This window comes from Paracoccus limosus, assembly GCF_009711185.1.
In the GTDB taxonomy this organism is placed as follows: domain Bacteria; phylum Pseudomonadota; class Alphaproteobacteria; order Rhodobacterales; family Rhodobacteraceae; genus Paracoccus; species Paracoccus limosus.
The window spans coordinates 21,149-34,741 of the sequence record NZ_WMIF01000023.1; the positions used below are offsets into that span (position 1 = coordinate 21,149).

A 13,593-nucleotide genomic window follows, 5' to 3' on the forward strand; every position below is an offset into this window, starting at 1 on the left:
TTTCAGGCTTGGTATGGTAGCCTTGCGCCCGCCTTCCCGAAAGGTCAACCGGCCTAGTCGCGGCTGCGGATGATTTCCGAGAACTCCTCGAAAAGCTGGGTGTTCGAGGCCACCAGCTTGCCGCTTTCGACGGGGTTGTCCTCGGGGTTCAGGGCCTCGACAAAGCCGCCGGCCTCCTTGACCAGCAAGATGCCGGCAGCCACGTCCCACGGCTTGACCGCGCGTTCCCAATAGCCGTCAAAGCGGCCGGCGGCGACATAGGCCATGTCCAGCGCCGCAGCGCCCCATTGCCGCATGCCCGAACAGACCGGCATCAGCCGGCTGAGGTCGCGGATGGTGGCGGGCAGGTAGCCGCGCCCGGAATGCGGCACGCCGGTGGCAAAGATCGACTCGCCCATCTGGCGGCGGCCCGAGACGCGGATGCGGCGGTCGTTCAGGAACGCGCCATCGCCGCGCTCGGCGGTGAACATCTCGTCCTTGGCGGCGTCGAAGACGACGGCGGCGACGATCTCGCCCTTGTGCTCCAGCGCGATGCTGACCGCCCAATGCGGCAGGCCGTGCAGGAAGTTGTTGGTGCCGTCCAGCGGATCGACCAGCCAGCGCCGGGTCGGATCCTCGCCGGCCTCTTCGCCGGTCTCCTCGCCCAGCCAGCCGTAGTTCGGGCGGGCGGTGCGCAGCTCTTCCTTGATGATGCGCTCGGCCTCGCGGTCGGCGCGGGTGACGAAATCGCCGGCGCCCTTGACCGAGACCTGAAGGTTCTCGACTTCGCGGAAGTCCTTGACGAGGCTGCGGCCCGCCTTGCGCGCGGCCTTGATCATGATGTTGAGATTGGCGCTGGCCATGGGGATTCCTTTTTCGGGATTGGCGCTCTCATAGGGCAAGGCCGGGCGAAAGTGAAGCCAAGCGAAAATCTGGCTCAGGGCGTGGCAAGCATCTGGTAACCGGGATGAAAGGCCAGCCGGACCGAGGTGATGGCGCCAAGGTCGTTGAAGGTGGTGCGTTGCAGGACCAGCAGCGCCGCGCCCTGGCGCGTTTCCAGCAGCCGGGCATCGCGGGCATTAGCGTTTTCGGCCGAAAACGCCATGTCGTTGCGCAACCATGGAAAGTTGCGCACCAGCCATTCGTTGGCATTGATGCGCTGGAAATCGATCAGCTCGGCGCCGGGGGCGGCCTCGGGGTTGATCCAGCGGTCCTCGACCTGAAACGGGCGGCTGTCACCGTAATGCACGGTGCGCAGATGGATCAGGGCCGCGCCCTCGGTCAGGGCCATGCGGGCGGCGATGTCGGCGGGCAGGGGGCTGAGCTTTTGCGCCACGACCCGGTGGCTGTATTCCATGCCCGCGCCTTCGACCTGCTCGCGCACGATGGGGATGGTCAGCGTGGTCTTGCGCGCCGGGTTCACCGTGACATGGGTGCCGGCGCGGCGCTTGCGGTCCAAAAGCCCCTCTTCGGCCAGCAATTGCAGCGCCTTGTTCACCGTGGCGCGGGCGACGCCGAATTCGACGGCCAGCTCGGCCTCATCGGGGATGCGGTCGCCCTGACGCCATTCGCGATCGACGATGCGGCGGCGCACCTCGCTGGTGATGGCTTGCGCCTTGCTGGCTGGTTTTTCGATCACATGCGATCCTGTAGCCGACGGATGGTGGCCAGATAATCGGATATGATCGCCTCGCGGTCCATATGTCTGCCGCCTTTCACGACATGGCGGCCTGCCGCCCATGTGTCGGTGACCAGCCCGTCATGGCCGGCAAAGATCAGGCTGTCGAGCATCTGGTCGCCTTTGCGTCCGGCCATGACCGGGTTTGCGGTGTCGATGCCGACCAGATCGGCCCAGAGCCCGGCGCGGATCGCCCCGGTCGCGCGCCCCGCCGCCGTGGCGCCGCCATCGAGGCCGGCGTCAAGGATGACGCGGCCGGTCGAGCGATCAGTCGTGGCAAGGATCGCCCGGCCGCGATCGCGCAGGCGCTGGCTGTATTCCAGCGTCCGCAATTCCTCGGTCAGCGAGATGCGGATATTGCTGTCCGAGCCAAAGCCGTAGCGCCCGCCGGCGCCGGCCCAGATCGTGCCGTTGAAGATGCCGTCGCCAAGGCTGGATTCGGTGATCGGGCACAGGCCCGCGACGGCGCCGGTGGCGGCAAGGCGGCGGGTCTCGTCCTCGGTCATATGGGTCAGGTGGATCAGCGTCCAGCGCCGGTCGGGCTGGTGATTGTCCAACAGCCATTCGACCGGACGGCGGCCATAGGCGGCGCTGATTTCCTCGATCTCGGGGATCTGCTCGGCCAGATGCATATGCAGCGGGCGATCGGGGCGCAGGGCCACGCAGGCCGCCAGCCCCTCGGGTGAGACGGCGCGCAAGCTGTGCGGGGCGATGCCGATACCCGCGTCGGTGGGCAGGTCACGCAGCGCGGCCTCGGAGCCCTCGACCAGCCGGGCGAATTCCTCGGGCGTGGTGCCAAAGCGGTTCTGGCCGGGCGCCAATGCCCGGCGGTCCACGCCGCCGAACTGGTAATGCACCGGCAGCAGGGTCAGTCCGATGCCGGTGCGCCGGGCGGCAGCGGCGATGCGCGCGGCCATTTCTGCGATATTGTCGTAATGCCCGCCGCCGGGGCGGTGGTGCAGGTAGTGGAATTCGACATTGGTGGCGTAACCTGCCTCCAGCATCTCCATCTGCACGAGGCTTGCGATGGCCTCGACATCCTCGGGCGTCAGGTGGTCAAGGAAACGATACATGATCTGGCGCCAAGTCCAGAAGGTATCGCGCGGTTCGGGGCCGCGCGCTTCGGACAGGCCCGCCATGGCGCGCTGAAAGGCGTGGCTGTGCAGGTTGGCCATCGCCGGCAGCAACAGCCCGACGCCGGCCCCGCCGGTCACGCCGGTTTCGACGCCGGTGATTCGGCCCTGATCCACGGTCACGCAGACATTCTCTGCCCATCCGTCAGGCAGCAAGGCCCGTTCTGCCCAGATCTTTTCCATCGCGCCGCCCTTTTTCAAGCGAAAATAAGTTTAGACATAGAGATGAATTAAGTTTAGACATAGAACCATCGAGAAATCAATCCGGGACCAGAACCGATGCAGCTTCTCAGCAATGCCAGAATCGCGACCATGGCCGATGAATCGGGTGGTTACGGGGAAATCGGGCAGGGCGCGCTGGTGATCGAGGACAGCCGGATCAGCTGGGTCGGGCCCGAGGCCGATCTGCCCGCGCGCTATGCCGGCGCGGTGCGGCAGGATCTGGGCGGGCGGCTGGTGACGCCGGGGCTGATCGACTGCCACACCCATATCGTCTTTGGCGGCGACCGCGCCCGCGAATTCGAGATGCGGCTGGAGGGCGCCAGCTATGAGGAAATCGCCCGCGCCGGCGGCGGCATCCTGTCCAGCGTGAATGCCACCCGCGCGGCAGATGAGGCCGCGCTGCTGGCCGCAGCCCTGCCGCGCGTCGATCACCTGATCGCCGAGGGCGTGACCACCATCGAGATCAAGTCGGGCTATGGCCTGACCGTCGCCGACGAGTTGAAGATGCTGCGCGTGGCCCGGCTGATCGAGGCGCGCCGCGACATCACCGTGCGCACGACATGGCTGGCCGCCCATGCCCTGCCGCCGGAATATCGCGATGATCGCGCGGGCTATATCCGCGGCGTGGTCATCGCCGGAATGGATGCCGGCCATACCGAGGATCTGATCGACGCGGTCGACGGTTTTTGCGAGGGCATCGCCTTTTCGCGCGAGGAAATGGCCGCGATCTTTGACCACGCCGGCCGCCTTGGCCTGCCGGTGAAACTGCATGCCGAGCAGCTGTCCGACCTGCATGGCGCGGCGATGGCTGCCGAGCATGGCGCGATTTCTGCCGACCATCTGGAATGGCTGGGGCAGGATGGCGTGGAGGCCATGGCCGCATCCGGCACCGTCGCGGTGCTGCTACCCGGCGCCTTCTATACGCTGCGCGAGACCAAGTTGCCGCCGGTGCAGGCGCTGCGCGACGCTGGCGTGCCGATCGCGCTGGCCACCGATTGCAACCCCGGCACCTCGCCGCTGACCTCGCTTTTGCTGACGATGAACATGGGCGCGACGCTGTTCCGCCTGACCCCCAGCGAATGTCTGGCCGGCGTCACCCGCCATGCCGCCCGCGCGCTTGGCCTGACCGACCGGGGCGTGATCGCCCCGGACCTGCGCGCCGATCTGGCGATCTGGGACGTCCGGCACCCGGCCGAGCTGACCTATCGCATCGGCTTCAACCCGCTTCACTCCCGCATCTTCGGAGGCGATTTTGTCTGAACTGATCCTGACCCCCGGCGAGACCACGCTTGCCCAGCTGGAACGTGTCTGGCGCGAGGGGCTGGCCGTGCGGCTGGCCGACAGCGCGCGGCCCGGCATCGCCGCATCCGCCGCCCGCATCGCGGCCGCCGCCAATGGCGATGTGCCGGTCTATGGCGTGAACACCGGCTTTGGCAAACTTGCCTCGATCAAGATCGCGGCCAAGGATACGGCCACGCTGCAAAGGAACCTGATCCTGTCGCATTGCTGCGGCGTGGGTGAGCCGGTCGAGCCGGAAACCGTGCGCCTGATCATGGTGCTGAAGCTGTTGTCCTTGGGCCGTGGCGCCTCGGGCGTGCGTCCGGAAGTGATCGCGCTGATCGAGGCGATGCTGGCGAAAGGCGTGCTGCCGGTGATCCCGTCGCAGGGCTCGGTGGGTGCGTCGGGCGATCTGGCGCCGCTGGCGCATATGGCCGCCGCCATGCTGGGCGAGGGGCGCGCCGTCTATCAGGGCCGCGAGATGGCTTCGGCAGAGGCGCTGGCCGAGGCCGGTCTGTCGCCCGTGGTGCTGGCCGCCAAGGAAGGTCTGGCGCTGATCAACGGCACGCAGGTCTCGACCGCTTTCGCGCTGGCGGGGCTCTTCGATGCCTTCCGTTCGGCGCGGGCGGCGCTGGTCACCTCGTCGCTGTCGACCGATGCGATCATGGGCTCGACCGCGCCGTTTCTGGACCAGATCCACACCCTGCGCGGCCATCGCGGCCAGATCGTCGCTGCCCGCAGCATGCGGGCGCTGATGGACGGATCGGAAATCCGCGAAAGCCACCGGACCGGCGATACCCGCGTGCAGGATCCCTATTGCATCCGCTGCCAGCCGCAGGTGACCGGCGCATGCATCGACCTGCTGAACCAGGTCGCCCGCACGCTGGAGATCGAGGCCAATGCCGCGACCGACAATCCGCTGGTGCTGACCGAGGTGGACGCGATTGTCTCGGGCGGGAACTTCCATGCCGAGCCGGTGGCCTTTGCCGCCGACCAGATCGCGCTGGCCATTGCCGAGATCGGCGCGATTTCCCAGCGCCGCATCGCGCTGATGGTCGACCCGGCGTTGTCGCATGACCTGCCGCCCTTCCTGACGCCCGATCCGGGGTTGAACTCGGGGCTGATGATCGCCGAGGTGACGAGCGCGGCACTGATGAGCGAAAACAAGCATCTGGCGAACCCCTGTTCGACTGACTCGACGCCCACCAGCGCCAATCAGGAAGATCATGTCAGCATGGCTGCGCATGGCGCGCGCCGCCTGAAACGCATGAACGCGAACCTTGCCCATATCCTGGGGATCGAGGCCTTGTGCGCCAGCGCGGGGGTTGAGTTCCGCGCGCCGCTGAAGACCTCGCCCGTGTTGCAGGCCGTGATCGCGACGCTGCGCGCCACCATCCCGGCGCTGGCGCAAGACCGCTACATGGCCCCCGATCTGGCCGAGGCGGCGCGGCTGCTCCACGACGGCACGCTGGTGGCCGCCGTGCCGGCCGATCTGCTGTCGGAGGTGGTGGCATGATCCCTGTCGAGGTGGTGCAAGGCGACAGCCCGGTCATTCTGGGCCTGCCGCATACCGGGACGTGGCTGCCCGCCCATATCACGGCGGCACTGAATGACCGGGGTCGGGTTCTGGCCGACACGGACTGGCATATCGAGCGGCTTTATGACGGGCTTTTGCCCGGCGCGACGACGGTGCGGGCAACGTTTCACCGCTATGTCATCGACGCCAATCGCGGGCCGGATGATGCGAGCCTCTATCCCGGCCAGAACACCACCGGGCTGGTGCCGCTGACCGATTTCGACGGAGTGCCGATCTGGGACACTGAGCCGACCGAGGCCGATATCGCCGCCCGCAAGGCGCAGTTCCACGCGCCCTATCATACGGCGCTGGCGGCCGAGATTGCGCGGGTGAAGGCGAAACATGGCGTGGCAATCCTGTATGATTGCCACTCGATCCGTAGCCATATCCCGTTCCTGTTCGAGGGCACGCTGCCCGACTTCAACATCGGCACCAATTCGGGGGCGTCCTGCGCGCCGGCCATCGAGGCCGCCACGCAGGAGGTCGCAGCCGCGACCGGCCGGACCCATGTGGTGAATGGCCGCTTCAAGGGCGGCTGGACCACGCGCCATTACGGCCAGCCGCAGGACAATGTGCACGCCATCCAGATGGAGCTGGCGCAATCGACGCATCTGGCGAGCGAGACCCCGCCCTTTGCCTATGACGAGGCGAAGGCCGAGGCGATGCGCGCGCCGCTGCGCGAAATCCTGACGCGGCTGGCTGCGCTGGCGCCGGAGCTGCGGGCATGAAGCCGCTGGCCGGGATCAGGGTTCTTGACCTGTCGCGGGTGCTGGCGGGGCCGTATTGCACGGCGCTGCTGGCCGATCTGGGCGCCGAGATCATCAAGCTGGAGCCGCCTTCGGGCGACGATTACCGCCATATCGGCCCGTTCAAGGATGGCGAAAGCGCGCTGTTCACGTTGAACAACCGGGGCAAGCAAAGCCTTGTCCTGGATTTGAAAGACCCCGCCGATCTGGCGCTGGCCAAGGGGATCGCGGCGCAGGTGGATGTGGTGGTGGAAAACTTCCGCCCCGGTGTCGCGGCGCGGCTGGGCCTTGGCGCCGAGGATCTGCGCGCGGCGAACCCGGGGCTGATCTATTGCTCGATCTCGGGCTTTGGGCAGCAGGGGCCGTTCCGTGATCTGCCGGCCTATGATCTGGTCGTGCAGGCCATGTCGGGTCTGATGGCCGGGACCGGCGAGGAAGGCGGCGCCCCGCTGAAAACCGGGGAAAGCGTCGCCGATCTGATCGCGGGGCTGTTTGCCAGCTGGTCGATCATGGCGGCGCTGGTCGGGCGCAATGCCTCGGGGCAGGGGGCGACGCTGGATGTGGCGATGTATGACGCGCTGTTTTCCATGCTGACGACCAGCCACGCGCTGCATCTTTATGCGGGCAAACTGCCGCAGCGGGTGGGCAACCGCCATCCCCTGTCGACGCCCTTTGGCTGCTTTGCCACCAGCGACGGACAGGTGGTGATCGCGGTGCTTTCGGGCAAGCAATTTGCCGCGCTGGCGGGGCTGATCGGCGCGCCCGAGGCGGCCAGCGATCCGCGTTTCGCCAGCGATGAGAGCCGCACCGAACACGAACCCGCCGTGAAGGCACTGATTGAGGCATGGTCGAAGGGCCTCACTACGGAAGAGGCCGTCGCGGCCTTGGCTGGTGTCGGCCTGCCCGCCGCGCCCATCTGGGATATTGCACAGGCCGCAGACAGCGACCATGCCCGGGCGCGCGGTCTGGTCAGCCTGCTGGGGGCAACCCCGGTCGTCGGCCAGCCGGTGCGTTTTGACGGCGAAAAGCCCTTGGCCGGAACCCCGGCCCCGGCGCTGGGCGGCGACCGCGCCGCCATCCTGCGTGCATTCGGATTGGAGGAAACCGCATGAGCGACGACTGGCACATGCTGGCCGAGGAAGAACGGCTGTTCTGCAACGTGCTGACCCGCATCTGCGCCGAGCAGATCGCGCCCAAGGCCGCCGAAACCGATGAGCGCGCGTCCTTTGTCCATGATCAGCTGGCCACGCTGGCCGAGGCCGGGATGCTGGGCGCGAACCTGCCCGAGGAATATGGCGGCTCGGGCATCTCTGCGCCGGCGCTGCTGAATGCGGTGGCGATCGTGGCGGGGGCCTGCGGGTCCACGGCCTCGGCGCTGACGGCGCATTATCTGGCGACGGATTCGATCCTGATCGGCGGGTCCGAGGCGCAGAAACAGCTCTGGCTGCCCAAGGCCGCGACGGGCGCGGCGCTGGGCGCATTCGCCCTGACCGAGCCGACTGCCGGCTCTGACCCCGCCGACATGAAGACCCGCGCCCGCCGGACGCCGGACGGCTGGCACCTGAAGGGCACGAAATGCTTCATCTCGAACGGCGGGGTGGCGGATTTCATCGTGCTTTATGCGGTGACCGATCCCGACAAGGGCCATCGCGGCATCTCGGCCTTTATCCTGCCGAAAGGCACGCCGGGGCTTGAGCCGGGCGCGCCGGAACGCACCATGGGCCTGAAGGGCGGTCATGTGTTCACATTGAACCTTGATTGCCAGCTGCCCGCTGACGCGCTGCTGGGTGATGAGGGCAAAGGCTTTCGCACCGCCATGCAGGTTCTGGACAATGGCCGGATCGAGGTGGCGGCGCAATGTCTGGGGCTGGCCAAGGCAGCCATGGATGCGGCCATCGCCTATGCGAAAGACCGCATCATCGGCGGCGAGGCTTTGACCGACCGGCAGGGCATCCGCTGGATGATCGCCGATATGGGGCTGGCCTATCGTCAGGCGCTGCTGCTTTCGCAGGACGCCGCGCGCCAGCGCCAGCACGCGCATGACCATGGCGGGCGCTTTTCTCTGGCCGCCAGCATGGCCAAGCTGGCCGCCAGCGAGGCGGCGGGCAAGATCGCCGATACGGCGCTGCAGCTGCATGGCGGCTATGGCTATACCCGCGATTTCCCCGTCGAACGCATCAACCGCGATCTGCGCATCATGCGGATCTACGAAGGATCCAGCGAGATCCAACGCATCATCATTTCCGGCAATATGCTGGCCTGAACGGAGAGCATCATGGACAATCCGCGTCACAACACCCGCGACATCTATCCCGCGACCGGCACTGAGATCACCGCGAAAAGCTGGCTGACCGAGGCGCCGATGCGGATGCTGATGAACAACCTGCATCCCGACGTGGCCGAGAACCCGCATGAGCTGGTGGTCTATGGCGGCATCGGCCGCGCCGCCCGCACCTGGAAGGATTTCGACCTGATCGTCGACAGCCTTAAAAAGTTGGAAGAGGACGAGACTCTGATGGTCCAGTCCGGCAAGCCGGTCGGCGTCTTCAAGACCCACAAGGACGCGCCGCGCGTGCTGATCGCCAACTCGAACCTTGTGCCGCATTGGGCGAACTGGGACCATTTCAACGAATTGGATAAAAAGGGTCTGGCGATGTACGGCCAGATGACCGCCGGATCGTGGATCTATATCGGCACGCAGGGCATCGTTCAGGGCACCTATGAAACCTTTGTCGAGGCAGGCCGCCAGCATTATGACGGCGACCTGAAGGGCAAATGGGTGCTGACCGGCGGGCTTGGCGGCATGGGCGGCGCCCAGCCATTGGCCGCCGTGATGGCTGGGGCCTGCTGTCTGGCCGTCGAATGCGACGAAACCCGCGCCGATTTCCGCCTGCGCACCCGCTATGTCGATGAAAAGACCCACAGCCTTGACGAGGCGCTGGCGATGATCGAGCGCTGGACCAAGGCCGGTGAGGCGAAATCCGTGGCCCTGATCGGCAATGCCGCCGAGGTGTTCCCGGAAATCCTGCGCCGCATGAACGACGGCGGCCTGCGCCCCGACATCGTCACCGACCAGACCAGCGCGCATGACCCGGTGCACGGCTATCTGCCCGAGGGCTGGAGCGTGGCCGAATGGCGCGCGAAACAGGAGAGCGACCCCAAAGGCGTCGCCGCAGCCGCGAAGAAATCCATGCGCAAGCAGGTCGAGGCGATGGTGGCCTTCGCCGATGCCGGCATCCCCACCGTCGATTATGGCAACAACATCCGCCAGATGGCGCTGGAGGAGGGGTTCGAGCGCGCCTTTGCCTTCCCCGGTTTCGTGCCCGCCTATATCCGCCCGCTGTTCTGCCGCGGCATCGGCCCGTTCCGCTGGGCGGCGCTGTCGGGCGATCCCGAGGACATCTATAAAACCGATGCCAAGATGAAGGAGCTGTTCCCCGACAACCATCATCTGCACAACTGGCTGGACATGGCGCAGGAGCGGATCGCGTTCCAGGGCCTGCCGGCGCGGATCATGTGGATCGGTTTGGGGGATCGCCACCGCGCGGGTTTGGCCATCAACGAAATGGTCCGCAATGGCGAGCTGAAGGCCCCGGTCGTCATCGGCCGCGACCATCTGGACAGCGGCAGCGTCGCCAGCCCCAACCGGGAAACCGAGGCGATGCAGGACGGCTCGGACGCGGTGTCGGACTGGCCGCTGTTGAACGCGCTGCTGAATACGGCGTCAGGTGCCACTTGGGTCAGCCTGCATCACGGCGGCGGCGTCGGCATGGGCTTTTCGCAGCATTCCGGCATGGTCATCTGCTGCGATGGCAGCGAAGATGCCGACCGGCGGCTGGCCCGCGTGCTGTGGAACGACCCCGCGACCGGCGTGATGCGTCACGCCGACGCGGGCTATCAGATCGCGCTGGACTGCGCGCGTGAGCACGGCTTGAATCTGCCGGGCATTCTCTGATCCAAGGGGCGCGGTGACGCAACGCACCGGGACCGCGCCTTAATCCCGTCCAACTAGGAGTAACGACATGACCTTCCAAATGACCCTGAAAGCGGCGGCGATCAGCCTGCTGGCCCTTGGCACGGCGGCCCATGCCGATCAGCTGGCCGACATCAAGGCGGCCGGCAAGATCGTCACGGCGACCGACATGCACTATGCCCCCTTCGACATGCTGGTGAACGGCACCTATGAGGGCATGACCAAGGATCTGTTCGACGAAGTGTCGAAGGAAATCGGCGTGACGCCGGTCTATCAGGACATTCCCTGGACCGCCGAACTGCCGGGCCTCGAGGTCAAGAAATTCGACATCGTCATCGCCCCGGTGACCATCACCCCCGAGCGGCTGGAGCGTTACACCTTTACCCTGCCGATCGCCGATGCGACCGTAGCGCTGGTCAAGGCCGCCGGCAGCGACCTGAAAAAGCCCGAGGACATCAAGGGCAAGACCGTCGGCGTCCAGCAGGGCACCGCGCAGTTCAAGCAGCTGGAAGCCTTTGGCGAAAAGCTGGGCGGCGTCACCATCAAGGAATACGGCACCACCGACGAGGCCTATGCCGATCTGGCCGCCGGCCGTCTGGACGCGGTCGCCGGCTCGCTGCCGAACCTGACCTATCTGGTGAAAAGCCGCCCCGAGACCTTTGCCATGTTCGAGCCGGCGAAATTCGGCGAGCCGAAATATTTCGCCTGGGTGCTGCGCAAGCATGCCGACAGCGAGGGCTTTGACAAGGCGATCAACGACGCCCTGCTGAAGATGACCGATGACGGCCGCGTCAAGGCGATTCAGGAGAAATGGCTGGGCACCTATACCGAGCTGCCGCGCGAAGTTCCCGCGAAGTAAGTCGCCCGCCGGGCGGGGGCCGACCCCGCCCGCATTCCCGATGCCTTCAGGACGAGGCGCATGTTCTCAATCCCCGTCTTTCTGGAAAGCTTTCAGCCGCTCATGTGGGCGGCGCAATATACCCTGCTGATCTCGGTTCTGGGCATCCTCTTGGGGCTGGTGATCGGCACGCTGATCTGCGCGGCACGGCTGTCGGGGTCGCGGTTGCTTCGGGGCTTTGGCGGGCTCTGGGTCAGCTTCCTGCGCGGTGTGCCGCTGCTGGTGCAGCTTCTGGTCTTTTACTATGCGCTGCCGGTGATCGGGCTGGATGTCGCGCCGACGGCGGCGGCGGTGATCTGCGTCGGTGTCTGTGCCAGCGCCTATATCAGCGAGATCTGGCGCGGCGCCATCGCCGCCCTGCCGCGCGGGCAGGCCGAGGCCGCCCGTGCCATCGGCATGAGCCCGCGCGACACCTGGATCCGCATCATCCTGCCGCAGGCCTTTTCCATGTCGCTGCCGGCGCTGGTGAATGAACTGATCCTGCTGGTCAAGGCCAGCTCGCTGGTCTCGGTCGTGGGCATTCTGGAAATCACCCGCGCCAGTCAGGCGCAGGCCGCGACCACCTTCCGCCCGCTCGAAGTCTATATCGCGGCGGCCTGCATCTATCTGGCGATCAACCTGTGCCTTGCGGCGCTGGGGCGTTATCTTGAACACAGGACGGCCGTGTGATGGATCTGGTTTCACAATACGGCCCCGCCCTGCTGCGCGGTTTCGGCATCACCGTCATCTGCTGGATCCTTGGCACCATCTTCGGCATGGCGCTGGGGCTGGTCATCGCCCTGATCCAGCGTTACGCGCCGCGCCCGGTGCGCTGGCTGATCCAGATCTATATCGAGGTGATCCGGGGCACGCCCTTTCTGGTGCAGCTGTTCGTGCTGTATTACGGCGGCCCGCTGATCGGGCTGCGGCTGGACGCGCTGCCGGCGGGCCTGCTGGGCCTGACCATCTATGGCAGCCCCTATTTCGCCGAGATCTTCCGCTCGGGCTTTCGCGCCGTTGCCCATGGCCAGATCGAGGCCGCCCGCGCCATCGGCATGACCGAGCCGACGATCATCCGCCGCATCCTTTTGCCCCTGGGTCTGGTTTCGGCGCTGCCGGCGCTGGTCAACTTCTCGATCATTCTGACCAAGGAAACCGTGATCCTGTCGATCATCACCGTGCCCGAGCTGATGTATCAGGTCAGCCGCATGTCGGCCGAGACCTTCCGCTATGTCGAGGCGAATCTGGTGCTGGCGCTGTTCTTCTGGGCGCTGGTCGAAACCATCAGCCGCCTTGGCCGCAGGCTTGAGGCGCGCATTACCCAACATCTGATCGAAAGGACCTGAGATGCAGGCATCCTCTGTCGAAATCAGCAAGGTCAACAAGTTCTACGGCCCGTTTCACGCGCTCAAGGATGTCGATCTGTCCATACCGCCGGGCAAGGTGACCTGCCTGATCGGGCCCTCGGGCTCGGGCAAGTCGACGCTCTTGCGCTGCATCAACTTCCTTGAGGAATACGACTCGGGCGAGGTGCGCATCGACGGCAAGCTGATGGGCTATGACGCGCCGGGCCGGAAAATGTCGGGCAAGAAGCTGCGCCAGATGCGGCGCGGCGTCGGCATGGTGTTCCAGCAGTTCAACCTGTGGCCGCATATGACCGCGCTGCAGAACGTGGCCGAGGGGCTGATCCGTGTGCGCGGCCTGCCGAAATCCGAGGCCGAGGCCCGCGCCACTGACGCGCTGCGCAAGGTCGGGCTGGCCGACAAGACCGGCAACCACCCCGCGCGCCTGTCCGGCGGCCAGCAGCAGCGCGTGGCCATCGCCCGCGCCATCGCCATGGAACCGCAGCTGATGCTGTTCGATGAACCGACCAGCGCGCTCGACCCCGAACTGGTGGGCGAGGTGCTGAACGTCATGAAAACGCTGGCCAGCGAAGGCATGACCATGGTGGTGGTGACGCATGAGATGGGCTTTGCCGCCCATGTCGCCGATCAGGTCGCCTTCATGGAAAAGGGCGAACTGGTCGCGGTGGACAGCCCGCAAGGCATCTTCCACGCCCCCAAGGACGAGCGGATCTGGAATTTCCTGCGCACCTATCGCGAACGGAATGCGTTCTAAACCGAACCGAACG

13 protein-coding genes are annotated in these 13,593 nt (G+C 66.2%); 10 read left to right on the forward strand and 3 right to left on the reverse strand.

Features of this window, described 5'->3' with window-relative positions; translation table 11 throughout:
* Nucleotides 1–53: 53 nt before the first annotated feature.
* From GL279_RS14635 to GL279_RS14645, 3 genes are all read right to left on the reverse strand, one after another.
* Nucleotides 54–842, reverse strand: coding sequence for an inositol monophosphatase family protein (locus tag GL279_RS14635; RefSeq protein WP_155065387.1), 789 nt, complete (start codon nt 840–842; stop codon nt 54–56).
* Between the two features lie 74 nt (nt 843–916).
* Nucleotides 917–1,618 (reverse strand): histidine utilization transcriptional repressor HutC, encoded by a 702-nt coding sequence (locus tag GL279_RS14640; protein WP_343039821.1) that lies wholly within the window; start codon nt 1,616–1,618, stop codon nt 917–919.
* Entirely contained in the window at nt 1,615–2,973 is a 1,359-nt protein-coding gene (locus tag GL279_RS14645; protein WP_155065388.1) for a formimidoylglutamate deiminase, read from the reverse strand. The genes GL279_RS14640 and GL279_RS14645 overlap by 4 nt, the downstream gene beginning before the upstream one ends.
* Before the next feature lie 96 nt (nt 2,974–3,069).
* Between GL279_RS14645 and hutI the strand changes: the two genes are divergently transcribed.
* The 10 genes from hutI to GL279_RS14695 all read left to right on the forward strand — a co-directional run bounded on the left by hutI (nt 3,070) and on the right by GL279_RS14695 (nt 13,580).
* A complete protein-coding gene (hutI, locus tag GL279_RS14650; protein ID WP_155065389.1) occupies nt 3,070–4,272 on the forward strand; it encodes an imidazolonepropionase in 1,203 nt (400 codons plus the stop codon).
* Nucleotides 4,265–5,806: a histidine ammonia-lyase gene (gene hutH / locus GL279_RS14655; RefSeq protein ID WP_155065390.1), complete on the forward strand. Its 1,542-nt coding sequence runs from the start codon at nt 4,265–4,267 to the stop codon at nt 5,804–5,806. Before hutI ends, hutH begins: the two co-directional genes overlap by 8 nt.
* Nucleotides 5,803–6,594: an N-formylglutamate deformylase gene (gene hutG, locus GL279_RS14660; protein WP_155065391.1), complete on the forward strand. Its 792-nt coding sequence runs from the start codon at nt 5,803–5,805 to the stop codon at nt 6,592–6,594. Before hutH ends, hutG begins: the two co-directional genes overlap by 4 nt.
* A complete protein-coding gene (locus tag GL279_RS14665; RefSeq protein WP_155065392.1) occupies nt 6,591–7,724 on the forward strand; it encodes a CaiB/BaiF CoA transferase family protein in 1,134 nt (377 codons plus the stop codon). The genes hutG and GL279_RS14665 overlap by 4 nt, the downstream gene beginning before the upstream one ends.
* On the forward strand, nt 7,721–8,875 hold the full coding sequence (locus tag GL279_RS14670) for an acyl-CoA dehydrogenase family protein (RefSeq protein ID WP_155065393.1): 1,155 nt from the start codon (nt 7,721–7,723) through the stop codon (nt 8,873–8,875). Before GL279_RS14665 ends, GL279_RS14670 begins: the two co-directional genes overlap by 4 nt.
* 12 nt (nt 8,876–8,887) lie before the next feature.
* Nucleotides 8,888–10,567: a urocanate hydratase gene (hutU, locus tag GL279_RS14675; RefSeq protein ID WP_155065394.1), complete on the forward strand. Its 1,680-nt coding sequence runs from the start codon at nt 8,888–8,890 to the stop codon at nt 10,565–10,567.
* Nucleotides 10,568–10,634: 67 nt separating this feature from the next.
* Nucleotides 10,635–11,444 (forward strand): transporter substrate-binding domain-containing protein, encoded by an 810-nt coding sequence (locus GL279_RS14680; protein ID WP_155065395.1) that lies wholly within the window; start codon nt 10,635–10,637, stop codon nt 11,442–11,444.
* A gap of 60 nt (nt 11,445–11,504) precedes the next feature.
* Nucleotides 11,505–12,152, forward strand: coding sequence for an amino acid ABC transporter permease (locus GL279_RS14685; protein ID WP_155065396.1), 648 nt, complete (start codon nt 11,505–11,507; stop codon nt 12,150–12,152).
* A complete protein-coding gene (locus GL279_RS14690) occupies nt 12,152–12,808 on the forward strand; it encodes an amino acid ABC transporter permease (protein WP_155065397.1) in 657 nt (218 codons plus the stop codon). The genes GL279_RS14685 and GL279_RS14690 overlap by 1 nt, the downstream gene beginning before the upstream one ends.
* A 1-nt stretch (nt 12,809) precedes the next feature.
* Nucleotides 12,810–13,580 carry an amino acid ABC transporter ATP-binding protein gene (locus GL279_RS14695; protein WP_155065398.1) on the forward strand — a complete coding sequence of 257 codons (771 nt, stop codon included), beginning with the start codon at nt 12,810–12,812 and terminating at the stop codon, nt 13,578–13,580.
* The last annotated feature ends 13 nt before the right edge of the window (nt 13,581–13,593 follow it).